Annotated in this window: 17 protein-coding genes; 9 read left to right on the top strand and 8 right to left on the bottom strand. The window is 62.9% G+C overall.

Annotated elements, in window-relative coordinates:
* Positions 1-343 precede the first annotated feature (343 nt).
* The gene (locus FJ946_RS10930; RefSeq protein WP_140565988.1) at positions 344-1,531 is read left to right on the top strand and encodes a Xaa-Pro peptidase family protein; all 1,188 of its coding nucleotides are present in this window, start codon (positions 344-346) and stop codon (positions 1,529-1,531) included.
* 123 nt (positions 1,532-1,654) lie between these two features.
* Here the strand turns inward: FJ946_RS10930 and FJ946_RS10935 are convergent, their stop codons facing one another.
* Genes FJ946_RS10935 through FJ946_RS10950 form a run of 4 tightly spaced genes read right to left on the bottom strand, consistent with a single transcriptional unit; the run spans position 1,655 to position 4,693 of the window.
* Positions 1,655-2,128, bottom strand: a complete 474-nt coding sequence (locus FJ946_RS10935; protein ID WP_140565990.1) for a hypothetical protein — start codon at positions 2,126-2,128, stop codon at positions 1,655-1,657.
* A 51-nt stretch (positions 2,129-2,179) separates the two neighbouring features.
* Positions 2,180-2,614 carry a cupin domain-containing protein gene (locus FJ946_RS10940; protein WP_140513811.1) on the bottom strand — a complete coding sequence of 145 codons (435 nt, stop codon included), beginning with the start codon at positions 2,612-2,614 and terminating at the stop codon, positions 2,180-2,182.
* Positions 2,615-2,616: 2 nt separating this feature from the next.
* Entirely contained in the window at positions 2,617-3,486 is an 870-nt protein-coding gene (locus tag FJ946_RS10945) for a phosphoenolpyruvate hydrolase family protein (RefSeq protein ID WP_140565992.1), read from the bottom strand.
* Between the two features lie 10 nt (positions 3,487-3,496).
* Positions 3,497-4,693, bottom strand: a complete 1,197-nt coding sequence (locus FJ946_RS10950; RefSeq protein ID WP_140565995.1) for a Tm-1-like ATP-binding domain-containing protein — start codon at positions 4,691-4,693, stop codon at positions 3,497-3,499.
* A gap of 121 nt (positions 4,694-4,814) precedes the next feature.
* On the opposite strand from FJ946_RS10950, the gene FJ946_RS10955 reads away from it, so the two are divergent.
* The 7 genes from FJ946_RS10955 to FJ946_RS10985 all read left to right on the top strand — a co-directional run bounded on the left by FJ946_RS10955 (position 4,815) and on the right by FJ946_RS10985 (position 11,523).
* A complete protein-coding gene (locus FJ946_RS10955) occupies positions 4,815-5,498 on the top strand; it encodes a TetR/AcrR family transcriptional regulator (RefSeq protein WP_140565998.1) in 684 nt (227 codons plus the stop codon).
* Positions 5,499-5,855: 357 nt separating this feature from the next.
* On the top strand, positions 5,856-7,172 hold the full coding sequence (locus FJ946_RS10960) for an ABC transporter substrate-binding protein (RefSeq protein WP_140500410.1): 1,317 nt from the start codon (positions 5,856-5,858) through the stop codon (positions 7,170-7,172).
* 69 nt (positions 7,173-7,241) lie between these two features.
* Positions 7,242-8,147 (top strand): sugar ABC transporter permease, encoded by a 906-nt coding sequence (locus FJ946_RS10965; RefSeq protein ID WP_140500408.1) that lies wholly within the window; start codon positions 7,242-7,244, stop codon positions 8,145-8,147.
* 1 nt (position 8,148) lies between these two features.
* Entirely contained in the window at positions 8,149-9,108 is a 960-nt protein-coding gene (locus FJ946_RS10970; RefSeq protein ID WP_140500406.1) for a carbohydrate ABC transporter permease, read from the top strand.
* Positions 9,105-9,338, top strand: coding sequence for a hypothetical protein (locus FJ946_RS10975; RefSeq protein ID WP_140513808.1), 234 nt, complete (start codon positions 9,105-9,107; stop codon positions 9,336-9,338). The genes FJ946_RS10970 and FJ946_RS10975 overlap by 4 nt, the downstream gene beginning before the upstream one ends.
* Entirely contained in the window at positions 9,335-10,438 is a 1,104-nt protein-coding gene (locus FJ946_RS10980) for an ABC transporter ATP-binding protein (RefSeq protein ID WP_140500402.1), read from the top strand. Before FJ946_RS10975 ends, FJ946_RS10980 begins: the two co-directional genes overlap by 4 nt.
* Entirely contained in the window at positions 10,438-11,523 is a 1,086-nt protein-coding gene (locus tag FJ946_RS10985; RefSeq protein ID WP_140513807.1) for an ABC transporter ATP-binding protein, read from the top strand. Before FJ946_RS10980 ends, FJ946_RS10985 begins: the two co-directional genes overlap by 1 nt.
* Before the next feature lie 328 nt (positions 11,524-11,851).
* Here the strand turns inward: FJ946_RS10985 and FJ946_RS10990 are convergent, their stop codons facing one another.
* The 3 genes from FJ946_RS10990 to FJ946_RS11000 form a co-directional block, all read right to left on the bottom strand.
* Positions 11,852-12,283, bottom strand: coding sequence for a DUF4437 domain-containing protein (locus tag FJ946_RS10990; RefSeq protein WP_140500399.1), 432 nt, complete (start codon positions 12,281-12,283; stop codon positions 11,852-11,854).
* Between the two features lie 146 nt (positions 12,284-12,429).
* Positions 12,430-13,401, bottom strand: a complete 972-nt coding sequence (locus FJ946_RS10995) for an AraC family transcriptional regulator (RefSeq protein WP_140566001.1) — start codon at positions 13,399-13,401, stop codon at positions 12,430-12,432.
* Between the two features lie 106 nt (positions 13,402-13,507).
* Positions 13,508-14,494 carry an AraC family transcriptional regulator gene (locus FJ946_RS11000; protein ID WP_140500395.1) on the bottom strand — a complete coding sequence of 329 codons (987 nt, stop codon included), beginning with the start codon at positions 14,492-14,494 and terminating at the stop codon, positions 13,508-13,510.
* Positions 14,495-14,585: 91 nt separating this feature from the next.
* Here FJ946_RS11000 and FJ946_RS11005 point away from each other — a divergent pair, with 91 nt between their 5' ends.
* Complete coding sequence (locus FJ946_RS11005) at positions 14,586-15,800, top strand: MFS transporter (protein ID WP_140560222.1); 1,215 nt, start codon at positions 14,586-14,588, stop codon at positions 15,798-15,800.
* A gap of 120 nt (positions 15,801-15,920) precedes the next feature.
* Here FJ946_RS11005 and FJ946_RS11010 read toward each other — a convergent pair whose 3' ends face one another.
* Positions 15,921-16,268 (bottom strand): GFA family protein, encoded by a 348-nt coding sequence (locus FJ946_RS11010; RefSeq protein WP_140513804.1) that lies wholly within the window; start codon positions 16,266-16,268, stop codon positions 15,921-15,923.
* Between the last annotated feature and the right edge of the window lie 78 nt (positions 16,269-16,346).

Below are 16,346 nucleotides of genomic sequence, written 5' to 3' on the forward strand. Positions count from 1 at the left end.
AGGCCTTTCGGGCGTTTCCATGCACGTTTGATTATGGGCCTTGCCGAGGCTTTCGCCAGAGACGGAATTGGCGCATCGTGGCGTGGCTTTGAAATTTTTGTTCGCTGGACCAGTTACGGGAGAGTGGTCGATAAACCTGACCTGGTAAGACCAGGCCATCCGATGCACCTCACATTATCGGCACCGGCGACGGCCATTCAGCTGGGGGAGCCTGTTTCTGGCTGGACCAGATGGGCGAAAATGGTGCAGATTTGACCCGAAGTCGGAAGACCATCGGGATCGGGCAGCCGGCGGTCCAGCCGATCCGCGCGGACATTCAGGCGGACATTCAGGGAGAGAGACAATGAACATAGCTCCGGGGAAGAGTGCCGTCGGCGACATCCCATTCGACCACGCCAGGGTCGATGGCCTGATGCAAGAGGCTGATATCGACGTCCTGCTCGCGACCTCCAAGCACAACACCCAATATCTGCTCGGCGGCTATAAGTTCATCTTCTTCGCCGCCATGGATGCGATCGGCCACAGCCGGTACCTGCCGATCGTGATCTACGAAAAAGGCGGACCGGACCACGCCGCCTATATCGGCAACCGCATGGAGGGTGGCGAACACCAGAACCACCCGTTCTGGACGCCGACGCTGCATGCCGCCTGCTGGGGCACGCTCGATGCCGCCAATCTCGCTGTCGAGCATGTGCGCAAGATCGGCAAGGGCGACGCTCGCATCGGCATCGAGCCGGGTTTCCTGCCGTCGGACGCCTATGCCCTGATCTGCAAAGCGCTCCCCGACGCCAAGCTGGTCGATGCCACCGGCATGCTGGAGCGCATGCGCGCCATCAAGACCGAGGCCGAGCTGGAGAAACTGCGGATCGCCTCCGAACTGATCACCGATTCCATGCTGGCCACCATCCAATGGGCGCGCGAAGGCACGACCAAGAGCGAGATGATCGAACAGCTTCGCCGCGAGGAGACCAATCGCGGCGCGCATTTCGAATATTGCCTGCTGACGCTGGGCTCCAGCCACAACCGCGCGGCGTCGCCGCAGGCGTGGAAGAAGGGCGAAGTGCTGTCGATCGATTCCGGCGGCAATTATCATGGCTATATCGGCGACCTCTGCCGCATGGGGGTTCTCGGAGACCCGGATGCCGAGCTGGAGGACCTGCTGGCCGAGGTCGAGGCGGTGCAGCAGGCGGCGTTCTCGAAGGTAAAGGCGGGTACGCTGGGTGGTGACATGATTTCCCATGCCGAAGGCGTGCTGAAAAAATCCAAGGTCGCGCCCTACACGGATTTCTTCGCTCACGGCATGGGGCTGATCACGCATGAGGCGCCGTTCCTGATGACCAACCATCCGGTGACCTATGAAGGCACCTATGCGGGCAAGCCGCTGGAGAGGAACATGGTGCTATCGGTGGAGACGACCATGCTTCACCCGACGCGCGGCTTCATCAAGCTGGAGGATACGGTGGCGGTTACCGATACCGGCTATGTGATGTTCGGGGATCGGGGTCGGGCATGGAACCGGGGTGGCATGTAACCTGCCACGTTACAAATGAGCGTGCCGGTCTCGATTGTCTCTAAGGCGCGTCGCGTCGAAACGAATTCATGCGCGGCGCTTTGCCGTTGCCGCTAAACAGAAGTCACTTTTGCGCGACAGGCACTAAACCATTCCAGTGCAGACGACTTCCAATCTTCCGTCGATCGTCTGGGTGCAGCATATGGTAAGCCCCTCGGATGCGGAGACGACGGCGCAATCGGATGCAAACGTTGACGCCCACGGACTGCCGGACTTGGCGTTGCGATGGAACCAGGAGAGTTGGCTCTGAAGCCCGGCGATGATCATAAGCAGGGCATTGATGTCACGTTGATCCGGCGAGGGCGGTGTAAAAGCGATCTTGACCAGCGGATGCTTGTGGTCTTTGCAGTTGACCGTCCGTACCTGCTCGACCGTCTGGATCAAGCTCAGCGGCACGGGTATCCAGGATTCGCAGGACAAATCGGTCGAAAAGAGAAGCGTTGACGGGTCGGCGTCGTTGGCCTTGACAATACCGCCAACCGTCATGGCCGGGTTGCCGTCCGGCAGGCTGCCCGTTGCGAGCTTTTCCACGAATTCCTGGGGACTGAAACGCGTCATCGCTTCTCTCTCAAGGAGGCATGCTGGACGATAGCATATCGGAAGGGCGCCTCAAAGTCGCGAGCGAGGGGAGTTCCCGGCCGGCAGCAACCTGAAATCCGGCAGTTCGCGCAATCCCAGTTCCGGCCCTGCCGGCGAATAGACGACGAACAGCTGCATCGGCCCGTCGCCGGTGTTGAGCGTCGAGTGGAAGCGGCTCTCCGGCACGTAAATGGTGCAGCCGGGGCCGACCTTCTCGACCACCGGATTGCCTTGCTCGTCCTCGACCATCTGCTCGCCATGGCCCGAAATGACAAAGATGATTTCCTCCGCGCCCGGATGGTTATGACGGGTATGGCCCTTGCCGGAGGGCAGGTCGACGACGCCGCCGGAAAAGCGGGTCGCGCCGTTCACTTCCGGAGCGACCGTCAGCGACAATTTTCCCCAGTCGAATCCGAAGGCGCCGACATCCTTCGGGTAGACGAACACCTTGCTCTTGTCGGTCATTCTCATGATCCCTTCTTTTTCTTCGTGGTCGTCTTCAGGCCGCCAAGCGTGACGGCCTTGAAATCGGCGGTCTGCCGGGCGATCGCCGCTTCCGCCGGCAGCCGCTCCATCGAGCTCGCGCCATAGAAGCCGTGCAGCCCCTTGCAGCGTTCGAGGATATAGCGGGCGTCGTCCGGCATCGAGATCGGCCCGCCATGGCAAAGCAGGATGACATCCTTGCGCACCGAACGGGCCGCTTCGGCGATCGCGTCGATGACGACCACGCAGTCGTCGAGCGACTTGGCAGAGGTGGCGCCGATCGAGCCCCCCGTCGTCACGCCCATATGAGCCACGACGATATCGGCGCCGGCCCTGGTCATGGCGCGCGCCTCGTCCGGGTTGAAGACATAGGGCGTGGTCAGAAGATCGAGCTTGCGGGCTTCGGCGATCATGTCGACCTCGAGCCCAAAACCCATGCCTGTCTCCTCGAAGCTCTGTCGCATGCTGCCGTCGAACAGGCCGATGGTGGGGAAATTCTGCACCCCGGAAAAACCCATCGTCTTCAGCTCGGAGAGCAGCAGCGGCATGATGACGAACGGATCGGTGCCGTTGACACCAGCCAGCACCGGCGTCTTCCTGACCACCGGCAGCACCTCGTAGGCCATCTCCTTGACGATCTCATTGGCATTGCCATAGGCAAGCAGGCCGGCGGCCGAGCCGCGACCGGCCATGCGGTAGCGGCCGGAATTGTAGATGATGATGAGGTCGATGCCGCCGGCCTCTTCGGCCTTGGCCGACAGGCCGGTGCCAGCGCCGCCGCCGACGATTGGCACGCCCTTGTCGATCATCCCCCTGAATTTCTTCAGTATGTCCTTGCGCGGTATTGCCGGCATGTCTTGGATCTCACTGTCTGGCGATTTCGAGGAAAGCCGCGACCGCGGCCTTGGCGAATCGGGGATCATTGATGTGCAGCGGCAGGCGTGTCAGCCGGCGCGTCGCGTTCGGCTTAATCGTGCGCTCAATGGCTTCGAACAGGGCGGCATCGGCTTGCGGGTCGAAGAAGGCGCCGCCTTCGATGTCGAGCGCCGAGACGCCTTTCTCCGGGACAAGGAAATGCACGGGCCCCTTGCAGCGGGCGAGCCTTGTGCCGATCCACTCGCCGATCTTGCGGCATTCCTGCGCCGTCGTGCGCATCAGCGTGACGTTCGGGTTGTGCTCGTAGAACAGCCGCCCGCGATAAGGGTCCGGAATGGTCGCAGGCGCCCAGAAATTGACCATGTCGAGCGCGCCGACCGAGCCGACATAAGGCAGGCCGGTGCGGGCAACGGCACCGAAACGGTCCTCCGTCGCCGGCAGCACGCCGCCGAACAGGAGATCGCAGACCTCAGTGGTGGTGATGTCGATGGCGCCGGACAGCAGGCCGCTGTCGGCCAGTTTCTCCATGCTGCGGCCGCCGGTGCCGGTGGCGTGAAAGACCATGCAGTCATAGGTCGAACGGAGCTGATCCGCGATTGCCGTCACGCACGGCGTGGTGACGCCGAACATGGTGAGGCCGATCGACGGCTTGCCCTCGGGCGGCGGCGGCGGTCTGGCGGCCATGCCCGATATCGCCTGGGCCGCATTGTGCAGAACGACACGCGAGAGCTGGTTCAGCCCGGCCATGTCGGTCACCGATGGCATCATGATGATGTCCGAGATGTCGACATAGGGCGCGGTGTCGCCGGAAGCGAGCGTCGAAACCATGATCTTGGGCAGGCCGAGCGGCAGCGTGCGCATGCCTGCGGTGACGATCGACGTGCCGCCGCCGCCGCCGATGCCGATCATGGCGGCAATGTCGTTTCGCGATTGGGCAAAGCGAGCGAAGGCGATGCCCATGGCGGCGACCGCAGCGCCGCGGTCGTCGCCGGCGAGCACCGCGTCTCGCCCGCCGGGATGGTGGCCTGCCACATCCCCAGCGGCAATGTCGACCGGCACGCTCGCGGCGCGCGTTCCGACGTCGACCCGGCAGACAGCGGCACCCGTGGCGGCGATCGCGTCGGCCAGGAAGGCGAGTTCCTCACCCTTGGTGTCCGCGGTGCCCACCACATAAATGCGCTTCATCGATGCCTCCCTCTGCCGGTCCAAGTCACCCAGAGGCTCAGTGCTCTACAGAGCGTCAACCTAGCCATTCCGAAAACGAGGAGGTCATTGCAATTTTTTGAGACGCGCGTATCATATTGGTATGGATGTCTCACGTCAACAAGCCGCAGCAAGCGACGACACCGCCGGGGGACCAGAGCGTGGACCCCGCGCGCGCACGAAACGGCTGATGCTGGAGACGGCGACGAGGCTGATGCAGGCAGGCGCAACACCTTCGGTCAGCGAGGTTGCCGAGGCGGCGCAGGTGTCCCGCGCCACCGCCTACCGGTATTTTCCGAGCCAGGCGGCACTGGTGCAGGCAGTGGTTAACGAGGGGCTCGGGCCGATCCTCACCTGGAAATCCACCTCTGCCGATGCCGAGCGCCGCGTTGCCGAGCTCTTCGACACGGCCATGCCGCGCATCGAGGCTTTCGAGGCGACCTTCAAGGCGGCATTGAAACTGTCGCTCGATCAGTGGGCGCGGCGCCAGGCCGGTACTTTGGGAAGCGAACCGGCCTTCAAGCGGGGCCACCGCGTCGAATTGCTTCAGGACGCGCTCGCTCCGCTCAAGGGCCGGCTGCCGCCGCGCGACCTCAAGCGGCTGGCGCAGGCGCTGTCGCTGATCTTCGGCGTCGAGGTGCTTATCGTGCTGAAGGACATCTGGGGACTGGACGGTCGCCGGACGATGTCCGTTGCCCAGTGGGCGGCGGTCGCCCTGGTGCGCGCGGCGATCGCGGAATCAGTCTCCGAAGCACAAGCGATCGAACCAACAAGGGTCACGAAATAGCAGGTATCTGGTTCTACCAGATTTGCATACTGGTTGCCGATATTAACCGCAATGCTGAAGCATGAACAAGGCCGATGTCTATCAATGAGTAGGAAAATTTAGGAAAAACAGGCAGATAAGGCTGGAATTCGAGACTTCGAGCTGTCACCATTGCTCAAGAAAGGGCTTGACGGAGCTTCAAAATTGGTAATACCAGATCAAAGGAGAAAAGCGGATCGAAAGTGAGGGCTGCGATCCATTTCCGGACGGGCGAGGAGGCTCCAAACCGGAAGGCGCGACCAAGGGAGGAACTACCAGGGCCGGCCCCGTTTGCCGGTTCGCTTGATACGGTAGAATGCGCACAAGGGAGGAAACATCATGCGCAAGATAGTGACCAGCTTGCTTGCTGGTATCGGCTTGACACTTGCCTGCGGAACATCCGTCTACGCCCAGGACAAATCGCTCACCATCTTCTGGGCGGAATGGGATCCTGCCAACTACCTCCAGGAACTCGGCAACGAGTACGAGAAGGAAACCGGCGTCAAGATCACGGTGGAGACCACGCCCTGGGCCGACTTCCAGACCAAGGCCTTCACCGAGTTCAACGCTCATGGCGATGCCTACGACCTGGTCGTCGGCGACTCGCAGTGGCTCGGCGCCGGCTCGACCGGTGGCCACTATGTCGACCTCACCGACTTCTTCAACAAGCACAAGCTCGGCGAGGTGATGGCGCCGGCGACAGTGAAGTACTACGCCGAATATCCCGGCAACAGCGGCAAGTACTGGGCCATCCCGCTCGAAGGCGACGCCGTCGGCTGGTCCTATCGCAAGGACTGGTTCGAGGATCCGAAGGAGAAGGAAGCCTTCAAGGCCAAATACGGCTACGACCTCGACGTGCCGAAGGATTTCAAGGCGCTGCGCGACATCGCCGAATTCTTCCACCGGCCGGACCAGAAGAGATACGGCATCGCCATCTACACCGACAATTCCTATGACGCGATGGCGATGGGCTTCGAGAACGCGCTGTTCTCCTATGGCGGCGAACTGGGTGACTATTCGACCTACAAGGTCGACGGTTTCATCAACTCCGACAAGGCTGTCGCCGCACTCGACGCCTATAAGGAGCTCTACAAGTTCACGCCTCCGGGCTGGGCCAAGTCGTTCTTCGTCGAGGACAACCAGGCGATCACCGAAAACCTGGCCGCGATGAGCATGAACTACTTCGCGTTCTTCCCCTCGCTGATCAACGAGGCGTCGAACCCGAACGCCAAGAACACCGGCTTCTTCGCCAATCCTCCCGGGCCGAACGGCGACCAGTTCGCCGCACTCGGTGGCCAGGGCATCTCCGTCGTCTCCTACTCGCAGAAGCAGGACGAGGCGATGAAGTTCCTCGAATGGTTCATCAAGGACGAGACCCAGAAGAAGTGGGCGGCACTCGGCGGCTACACCTGCAGCGCAGCCGTGCTCAAGTCCGAAGAGTTCCAGAATGCGACGCCCTACAACAAGGCCTTCTACGAGACCATGTTCAAGGTGAAGGATTTCTGGGCGGTGCCGGAATACGCCGAACTGCTCCAGCAGCTCAACCAGCGCGTCTATCCCTACATGATCGGCGGCGAAGGCACCGCCAAGGAAACGCTCGACGCACTGGCCGCCGACTGGAACGCGACCTTCAAGAAATACGGCCGCGGCCAATAATCGTTCATGTCCCACGGAGGGGGCGCTCATGCCTCCTCCGTTTCTTTTTCTTCAAGCGGGAGCAGGGTCTTGGCGACCACGATGATCACCACGCTGGACAGATCTTCACGCGCGGCCGCGCGTGGCCTTAGCGATATTTCGATCCGCAATCTTTTCATCATCCCGACGATCCTGTTCCTGATCGTCTTCAACATCTTTCCGCTGATCTATTCGCTCGGCTATTCCTTCACCGATTTCCGCGCCTCGACCAACGCGCCGGCGAATTTCGTCGGGTTGCAGAACTACCGCGACCTGCTCAGCGATCCTTATGTCTGGTCCAACTTCGCCATCACCGCCAAATACGTGATCATCTCGGTCGCCGGACAGTTGCTGGTCGGCTTCGGCGTGGCGATGCTGCTCAACCGCGATATTCCGCTGAAGGGGCTGCTGACGACCCTGCTGCTGCTGCCGATGATGCTGTCGATGGCCGTCGTCGGCCTGTTCTGGAAACTGCTCTACGATCCGTCATGGGGCGTCATCAACTATGCGCTTGGGCTTGGCAATTTCGAGTGGCTGGCCGACCCCAAGATGGCACTCTACGCGGTGGCGCTGACCGACATCTGGATGTGGTCGCCCTTCGTCATGCTGCTGTCGCTGGCCGGCCTCTCGGCGGTGCCGAAGCACCTCTACGAAGCCGCCGCTATCGACCGCGCCGGTCCGTTCTACACCTTCTTCCGCATCACCTTGCCGCTGGTCGCGCCGATCCTGATGATCGCCGTCATCTTCCGCACCATGGAAGCGTTCAAGACCTTCGATCTGGCCTACATCCTGACCACCCAGCCGACGGCTGAACTGATCTCGATCCGGCTCTACAAGATGGCGTTCCAGGAATGGCAGACCGGGCGCTCCTGCGCGCTCGCCTACATCGTGCTGATCATGGTGCTGGCCATCACCAACATCTACGTCAAATATCTGAACAAAGTGAAGGAGCGCTGAGATGGCCGCCGTCCGCACTTCTTCCGAGATCGCCCTCAACCGCGTCGCAATCGTCGCCGTGCTGGTGGCGACAGTGATCTTCCTGGCACCGATCTACTGGATCGCCTCGACGGCGTTCAAGCCGCGCAACCTTGCCACCACCATCCCGCCGACGGTCGTGTTCCAGCCGGAGATATCGCCCTTCGTGAAGCTGTTCACCAAGCGCTCGCAATTGCGCAGCCCGCCTTCGCCCGAAGAATACGCGGCGGCGCCCTGGTGGGAACGCGTCGTCTTCGACGGCGGCGAAAAGATCGTGCGCGACGGCAAGGGCCAGGTGCAATGGTCGGGCTATCCGAACCGTTTCATGAATTCGCTGATCGTCGCGATCACCTCGACGGTGCTGGCGGTCGGCATGGGTACATTCACCGCCTATGGCTTCTCGCGCTTCAGGGTCAAAGGCGAGGCGGACCTTTTGTTCTTCATCCTCTCGACCCGCATGCTGCCGCCCGTGGTGGTGGCGATCCCGATGTTCCTGATGTACCGGGCGGTCGGCCTCAACGATTCCCATATCGGGCTGATCATCCTCTACACCGCCTTCAACCTGTCCTTCTCGGTTTGGCTGATGAAGGGCTTCATGGACGAGATCCCGAAGGAGTACGAGGAAGCGGCGCTCGTCGACGGCTATACGCGCATGGAAGCCTTCTTCAAGATCGTGCTGCCCGAAGCCGCCACCGGCATCGCCGCGACGGCCGTGTTCTGCTTCATCACGGCATGGAACGAATATGCCTTCGCGCTGATCATGACCAATCGCCGCGCCCAGACCGCACCGCCGTTCATCCCGAGCCAGGTCGGCTCCGGGCTGCCGGACTGGACGGTGATCGCCGCCGGCACTTTCCTGTTCCTGCTTCCTGTCGCCATCTTCACCTTCCTGCTTCGTAATCACCTGTTGCGCGGCATGTCCTTCGGAGCGATCCGCAAATGAGCTTTCGCGCCATCAACCAGAAATATCTGGAACCAGGCAGCCAGGTGCTGATGGTGCTCGGCATCGTTGCGCTCTGCCAGCCCTGGAACTTGCTGCTGCACAGCTATGGGCTGACCATCATCCTGATCGGCCTGATCGGCTTCAACATCACCTCCAAGATCGCACCGCAAGAGGAAGCCGGAACCGGCCAGTCAGGCGATCCGCAGCGAAATCCGGGAGCGCAGCATTGACCCAGATCGAGCTTCGCGGCGTCCAGAAGTTCTTCGGCGCCGTCCAGGTCATCAAGGACCTCAACCTCAAGATCGAAGACAACGAGTTCATCGTGCTGCTCGGCCAGTCGGGCTGCGGCAAGACGACGACGCTGCGCGCCATTGCCGGGCTGGAGACGATCGACGAGGGCGACATCCTCATCGACGGCAAGCCCATCCAGCATCTGAAGGCCGCCGATCGCGACATCGCCATGGTCTTCCAGTCGTTCTCGCTGTACCCGCATATGAGCGTCTACGAGAACATCGCCTTTCCCTTGCGCGCCACGCGAAAGAGCAAGAGCGAAATCGACCAGGAAGTTCGCTCGGTCGCCAAGACGCTGCAAATCACGGACCTGCTCGGCAAGAAACCGTCGGCGCTGTCGGGCGGCGACATGCAGCGCGTGGCGATCGGCCGGGCACTGGTGCGGCGGCCGAAAGCGATGCTGATGGACGAGCCGATCGGCGCGCTCGACGCCAAGCTGCGCGAGGAGATGCGGGCCGAGATCAAGCGGCTGCACATCAAGCAAGGCTCGACCACCATCTACGTCACCCATGACCAGATCGAGGCGATGAGCCTCGCCGATCGCATCGTCATCATGCATGAGGGGGTTCTCCAGCAGGTCGGCTCCCCCGACGAGGTCTATTCGCACCCGGCCAACCTCTTCGTCGCGCAATTCGTCGGCAGTCCGGTGATGAACGTGGCCGACGCGGCGGTGGCCGAAAAAGCCTCGTCGGCCTCGGTGACGGTGGGCGATGCGCCAACCGGTTTCGAATTCCCGCGCGCGCTCCTGTCGAAGCTGAACGGCCATGCGGGCGGCCGGCTGGCACTCGGCATCAGGCCGGAAGGCGTCCTCATCAGCCGTGAGGCGGCGGAGGGCTTCATGGCGGTCGAGACGCAGATCGTCGAGCCGCTCGGCTCGTTCGACATCGTCGACCTGAAAGTCGGCTCCAAGATGCTGCGCGCCCGCACCAAGAGCGGCTTCATTTCAGGTCCCGGCGAGAGGGTGTTCGCCAGGATCGATCCGACACAGGCGCATTTCTTCGACGCGGCGAGCGGCAAGTCGCTCGGAGTGAGACTCTGATGGCCCATATCCAGCTCAAGAATATCTCCAAGACGTTCGGCAATCACACGGCCCTGACCGGGCTCGACCTCGACATCGCCGATGGCGAGTTCTTCGTCCTGCTCGGCGAGACGGGCGCGGGCAAGACAACGACGCTGCGGCTGATCGCCGGACTGGAAAAACCGAGCGAGGGCCAGGTCTTCATCGACGGGATCGACGTTGCCGACTGGGGCGCCGCGGAGCGCGACGTGGCGCTGGTGCTGCAGCAATATTCGCTCTATCCGCGTTATACGGTGCGCGAAAACCTCGAATTCCCGCTGAAGCCGAAGATCCGGCGGCTGCCCGACGCCGAAATCAAGGACCGCGTCGATCGCGCGGCGCGGACGCTCAGGATCGAGCATCTGCTCGACCGCAAGACCGACCGGCTGTCGGGCGGCGAGATGCAGCGCGTCTCGATCGGCCGGGCCATCGTGCGCAAGCCGCGCGTGTTCCTGATGGACGAGCCGCTGTCGGCGCTCGACGCCAAGCTGCGCGAGGCGCTGCGCACGGAACTGAAGAACCTGCAGATGCAGCTCGGCGCCACCTTCCTGTTCGTCACCCACGACCAGATCGAGGCGATGTCCATGGGCGACAAGGTGGGCGTGCTCAACCATGGCCGCATCGTCCAGACCGGCACGCCGCATGAGATCTACAACAATCCGCGCGACACCTATGTGGCGAGCTTCGTGGGCTCGCCGCCGATGAACCTCATCGACGGCAGGGTGGTCAACGATCGTGCGGTCATGGCGCCGCTGAATTTCGAATTGCCGCTTTCAGGGGGAGCCAAGGCGAGTGCGGCGACCGACGGTCGCCCGCTCGTCTTCGGCATCCGCCCCGAGGACGTCTATCTCGAGAGCGGTGCGCCGGTCGAGGCGCGCGTCCACGACGTCGAAAACCATGGCGTGGAAAAGATCCTGACGCTGCGCGTGGGCGAGACCACGCTGCGCGCCACGGTGCCGGCGCGGACCGATGTCGCGATCGAGCAGCCGGTGCGCTTTGCCTGGAATCCGGACAAGGTGGTGCTGTTCGACAAGGGCAGCGGCGTGAGTTTGCGGCACGCCGGATGAGGCGAATATCGCGAATGCGATGTTCCGGACAGCGCCCTAAACAAAAAGCCCGCCTTGCGGCAGGGCAAGGAATCCGGGTTAACGGGTCCCTCCGGAGCCTTCGTCGGTGCGCTGTTGATGAAGCATTGAACGGAAAAACCCGCCTGTGCGGCGGGTCCCTGGCGCAACTCAGCACCATAACCAAATATCTACCATAGTTGCCTTCACCCAGTCAAGAAAAAATTCCTATCATGGGAAACTGGCACAGCGGGACCGGCTGTGGTCAGGTCTTGTCAACCCGAGTTCTGAGCCCCCGCAGCAATGTCGGCCGGACAGCCGTCCCGCACCTCTACTTCGGCAGGTAGGTCTCATAGGGCTCGGTGTTGATCAGCAGGATCACGCATTCCGTGTCCGAGAGGCAGGCGTCGTCATGCATCTCATTGGCCTTCTGGGTCCAGTAGGATCCGGGAGGCAGTTCGACCTTGCTCGCCTCGCCGCCTTCCATCTGCCAGTGCGCCCATAGGCCCTGGATCACCACGGCGCGATAATCGGCGGTGTGCGCGTGAACAGGAGCGCGCCAGTTGCCCGGGACTTTCAGCAAGGTTCCCGCGGGGCCCTTGGCCCTTTCTCCCCATAGCGGACCGAGGCGCTGCGGCTGGTCCGGCGCCTCGGAAACATAGGGAATCTTGCTGGCCGGCAGATAGCTGTCCTCAAGGGCGAAGGCACGGCCGGGGATAGTGAGCATTGCAGCCAGCGTCAGGATTTTTAAGTGATTTGGCATCGCTTCTCCTCTTCGGGCCGACTTGCCGCCGGCGCTCGTCTGTTGGATGACAAGCTATTGCAAATGGCCAAACCGGGAATGGCATTCTGTCCGGAACACTTGGCAATTCATCCAGGCCGGAAATCGCCACTGCAAACAGCGTTGATTTAGCCTTTTCCCGAGCCGCCGCCCGCGGCGCGCAAATGGCTGGGCGCGCTGCCGACGATGCGCTTGAAGGCCCGGCTGAACGACGCTTCCGAATCATAGCCCAATCTGGCGGCGATCACCGACACCCGCATCCCTTCTTCCTCGAGCCACCGTCTTGCCTGATGCATGCGCACCCCGGCGACATATTTTGCCGGCGTCTCTCCGACGACGGCCGTGAAACGTTCGGCAAAAGCCGACCGTGAGGCGCCCATCTCGCGGGCCAGCGCTTCGACGGTCCAGTTCCTGTCAGGCTGCCGATGAATGGCGACCAGCACGCGGCCGATGTCCCGATCCTTGATCGCCGCGATCCAACCCGTGATGTCACCGGCGCTGTTCTCCACCCAGGAGCGGATGATGGCTGCGGCCAATACATCGGCCAGCCGCGCCAGCATCATGCCGGAGCCGGCCCGGTTCCTCGTCGCCTCGTCGGCCATGGCTTCCAGCAAATGCGGGATGCCTGGCTCGCCGGCCATCAGCTCCTTCGCGCGCAGCATATCCGGCATCATGGCCAGCAGTGGATGCGAGCCATCGTGGTTGAAGTGCATGCTGCCGCAGAACAGCAGCGTTTTTGCACCATGGCCGCCGTTCGAGACGGCGTAGACATTGTCCTGCAGGGGCTCGACGCTGTAGCTTTCGAGCGGTTCGGCTTGTACACCGGGTGCGCTGGCAAGGATATGCTCGGCGCCGCGCGGCAACAGCAATGCATCGCCGGCTTTCAGTTCCATCCATTCGCCTAGTGGCGAAAGCAGCCAGCATCCGGCACGGCCGATGAAGTGAAACCGCGCCGCCTTCTGCACCGGAAAGAGCACGGCCCAAGGCGCGCCCAGTTCGCAGCGGCCATAGTCGACGCCCTCGAGGCGCAGCGCGCGCAACATCTCGGTCAACGCACCCCCCGGGGCCGGCACAGTGTCGTTGGGCGAGGTCAAGTCCATGCCGATTCCTACAGCAGTTCAGCGTCCCACGGAAACGCTGAACTGCTGTACCTCTTCGGGCAATTCCGGACGGAATTGCTCCAGCCTGGAGTCACGGCCTGGCGCTTCAGCCGGCCTGGCGGATCTCAGCATGTTCCTCGGCACGCAGGTGGCTGGGAGCCGAGCCGATGACGCGCTTGAAGGCCCGGCTGAAGGCGGCGTCCGACTCATAACCCAGGCGTGTGGCGACGACGGAAATCTTCTGGCGATCGCGCACCAGCCATTGTCGGGCCTGGTGCATGCGCACCTGGGTGACGTACCTGGCCGGCGTCTCGCCGACAATGGTGGCAAAACGCTCGGCAAAGCCCGATCGCGAGGCGCCCATCATCCTGGCGAGCGCCTCGACGGTCCAGTCGCGGTCCGGTTCGAGATGGATGGCGGCCAGAACGCGCCCGATGTCGGGATCCCTGACCGCCGCGATCCAACCGCTTGAATCGCCGCAGCCGCGCTCGACCCATGAGCGGATCACGGTGGCGGCAAGGACGTCGGCGAGCCGCGCCAGAATGCCGCCGGAGCCGACGCGCTCCATCGTCACTTCACGCGCCATCGAGTCCAGGAGATGCGGAATACCCGGCTCATAAGCTTCGAGTTCATGCGCGCGCATGACATCAGGCATCATGCCGAGCAGGGGATGCAGGCCATCGATGTTGAAGTACATGCTGCCGAAAAACAGCAGCGTGCCCGGACAGCGACCATCGGGGCACATGGCTTCATTGGACATGCAATAGACGTTCTTGCAGACTTCTTCGGCCGCGTAGCCCTGGATCGGCCAAGCCTTGGTGCCCGGTTCGCTTGCCAGCACATGCGCTGCGCCACGCGGCAGCAGCGCCGCGTCGCCCGCCTTGAGCTCGACCCACTCGCCCGAGGGCTGCATCAGCCAGCAGCCCTTGCGGCCGATGAAGTGGAATCGCGCCGCTGCCTGGGCCGGAAACTGGATGCCCCAAGGCTCCCGCATTTCGCAACGGGCGTAGTCGACGCCGTCGAGACGCAGCCCGCGCAATATGTCGGTCAGCGGATCGCCAGTGGTCGGAATTTTGGACGAACGGTCAAACATAATGGTGTTTCTAGCATGGAAACTCCAGGCCGTCACTCCCTATGTTGCAGTGCAGCCAAATGTTGCGCTGCAACTTCATCGGAGACTGACCATGGCCGAACCCGCGACGGGCGTCGTCGACGCCGCCCTATTGAACACTGTCGATCAGGAGGAACGAACAGAGCCGGCATGGGGCGCCGTCGTCTCGCTGGCGCTTGGTGTTTTCGGTCTCGTTACGGCGGAATTCCTGCCCGCCAGCCTGTTGACGCCGATGGCGAGCGATCTCGGCGTCAGCGAAGGCGTTGCGGGACAAGCGGTCACCGCGACCGCGATCGTCGGCGCCATTGCCGCCCCCACAATGGCGATCATGACACGGCGCATGGATCGCAGGCTGGTGATGTGGATGCTGACCGCGTTTCTGATCGCCTCGAACCTTTTGGCCGCCTTTGCCTCATCGCTGCCCATGCTTCTGCTTGCCCGCGTCGTGCTCGGCGTTGCGCTCGGCGGCTTCTGGGCTATGTCGGCGGCCATGGCGTTGCGGCTGGTGCCGATGCGGTTGATGCCACGCGCCATGTCGATCATCCTGACCGGCGTTTCGCTGGCCACCGTCACCGCCGCCCCTGTCGGCGCCTATGTCGGTGATATCTGGGGCTGGCGCACGGCTTTCATGATCGCCACGGTCGTCGCCGCGCTGGCGTTGTTGGTGCAGGTGGCCACCATTCCGAAACTGCCGCCGATGGGCGTGGCAAGTTTCCGCACCTTGCTCGAGGTGCTGGAGCGCCCGTCGATCAGGGTGGCGCTGCTGGTCGTGCTGCTGGTCGCTTCGGGGCACTTTGCCGGCTTCACCTATGTGCGCCCCTTCCTCGAGAAGATCCCGATGCTCGGCATCGAGACAATCTCGCTGGTGCTCCTGGCCTATGGCATAGGCGGCTTCTTCGGCAATATCGCCGGCGGCATCCTGGCCGAACGCAATCTCAAGGCCGCCGTCGCGCTGGCACCCCTGCTGATCGCAGTGGCCGCCGCCTTGATGCTGGTCTTCGGCGCCTCGCCGGCGATCGCCGCCGCCGCCGTGGCGGCCTGGGGCTTTGCCTTCGGCGCGGTGCCGGTCGGGCTGCAGACATGGCTGGTGCGGGCCGCGCCCGATCAAGCCGAGAGCGCCGGCGGCCTGATGGTCTCCACCTTCCAGGTGGCGATTGCGCTCGGCGCCGTCTTTGGCGGCCTGCTGGTCGATCATGCCGGCGTCGCCAGTGCCTTCGCCTATTGCGGCGTGGCGACTTTGCTGGCGGCAGTCGTGGTGTTTCTGCTCGGCCCAAAACGCGCCGAGTAGGCTCTCCCGACAAGCATCCCTGACTTGCGCAACGGCCCGAGAACCATCATGGTTCTCGGGCCGTTGCCTTTGCGATGGCGGCGTCGCTGACAGGCAGACGCGGCAGGCTGCCGGCGAAACTCAGGCTGAACGCCCATCGAAGTCGAAGATCGACAAGGCGGACGGATCGACATCGGTGACACAGTTGACGTTGATGTAGGCGCTGCGTTCACTCCCCTCGCGCACATCCTCGGCGAAAGGATGGATGCCGCAGGTGCGACAGAAGCGGTGCGCGATGGCGCAGTTGCCGAATGTGTAGGTGCCGATCTCGTCGCTCCAGGCCAGCACCCGCAGCGCCTGATGCGGAACGGCGCACAGCAAGGCGCCCTTGCGCGAGCAGATCGAGCAATTGCACCGCACGGCTTCGGTCAGTTCCGCCTCGAACTCGAAGGCGACCTTGCCGCAATGACAGCTGCCTTTGTAGAGCATCGTTCTCTTCCTTGCGTCCGCCAGGGGTGCAAAACCGCCCGCGCCGGGTTAAGTCTCGGCACGCCACGCGCTGGCTGC

Origin of the sequence: Mesorhizobium sp. B2-4-7, from assembly GCF_006442685.1 — a bacterium.
In the GTDB taxonomy this organism is placed as follows: Bacteria; Pseudomonadota; Alphaproteobacteria; order Rhizobiales; family Rhizobiaceae; genus Mesorhizobium.

Coding starts and splice junctions, on each gene's coding strand:
- FJ946_RS10930 (WP_140565988.1), top strand. CDS start 344: ATGAACATAGCTCCGGGGAAGAGTGCCGTCGGCGACATCCCATTCGAC.
- FJ946_RS10935 (WP_140565990.1), bottom strand. CDS start 2,128: ATGACGCGTTTCAGTCCCCAGGAATTCGTGGAAAAGCTCGCAACGGGC.
- FJ946_RS10940 (WP_140513811.1), bottom strand. CDS start 2,614: ATGACCGACAAGAGCAAGGTGTTCGTCTACCCGAAGGATGTCGGCGCC.
- FJ946_RS10945 (WP_140565992.1), bottom strand. CDS start 3,486: ATGCCGGCAATACCGCGCAAGGACATACTGAAGAAATTCAGGGGGATG.
- FJ946_RS10950 (WP_140565995.1), bottom strand. CDS start 4,693: ATGAAGCGCATTTATGTGGTGGGCACCGCGGACACCAAGGGTGAGGAA.
- FJ946_RS10955 (WP_140565998.1), top strand. CDS start 4,815: ATGGATGTCTCACGTCAACAAGCCGCAGCAAGCGACGACACCGCCGGG.
- FJ946_RS10960 (WP_140500410.1), top strand. CDS start 5,856: ATGCGCAAGATAGTGACCAGCTTGCTTGCTGGTATCGGCTTGACACTT.
- FJ946_RS10970 (WP_140500406.1), top strand. CDS start 8,149: ATGGCCGCCGTCCGCACTTCTTCCGAGATCGCCCTCAACCGCGTCGCA.
- FJ946_RS10975 (WP_140513808.1), top strand. CDS start 9,105: ATGAGCTTTCGCGCCATCAACCAGAAATATCTGGAACCAGGCAGCCAG.
- FJ946_RS10985 (WP_140513807.1), top strand. CDS start 10,438: ATGGCCCATATCCAGCTCAAGAATATCTCCAAGACGTTCGGCAATCAC.
- FJ946_RS10990 (WP_140500399.1), bottom strand. CDS start 12,283: ATGCCAAATCACTTAAAAATCCTGACGCTGGCTGCAATGCTCACTATC.
- FJ946_RS10995 (WP_140566001.1), bottom strand. CDS start 13,401: ATGGACTTGACCTCGCCCAACGACACTGTGCCGGCCCCGGGGGGTGCG.
- FJ946_RS11000 (WP_140500395.1), bottom strand. CDS start 14,494: ATGTTTGACCGTTCGTCCAAAATTCCGACCACTGGCGATCCGCTGACC.
- FJ946_RS11005 (WP_140560222.1), top strand. CDS start 14,586: ATGGCCGAACCCGCGACGGGCGTCGTCGACGCCGCCCTATTGAACACT.
- FJ946_RS11010 (WP_140513804.1), bottom strand. CDS start 16,268: ATGCTCTACAAAGGCAGCTGTCATTGCGGCAAGGTCGCCTTCGAGTTC.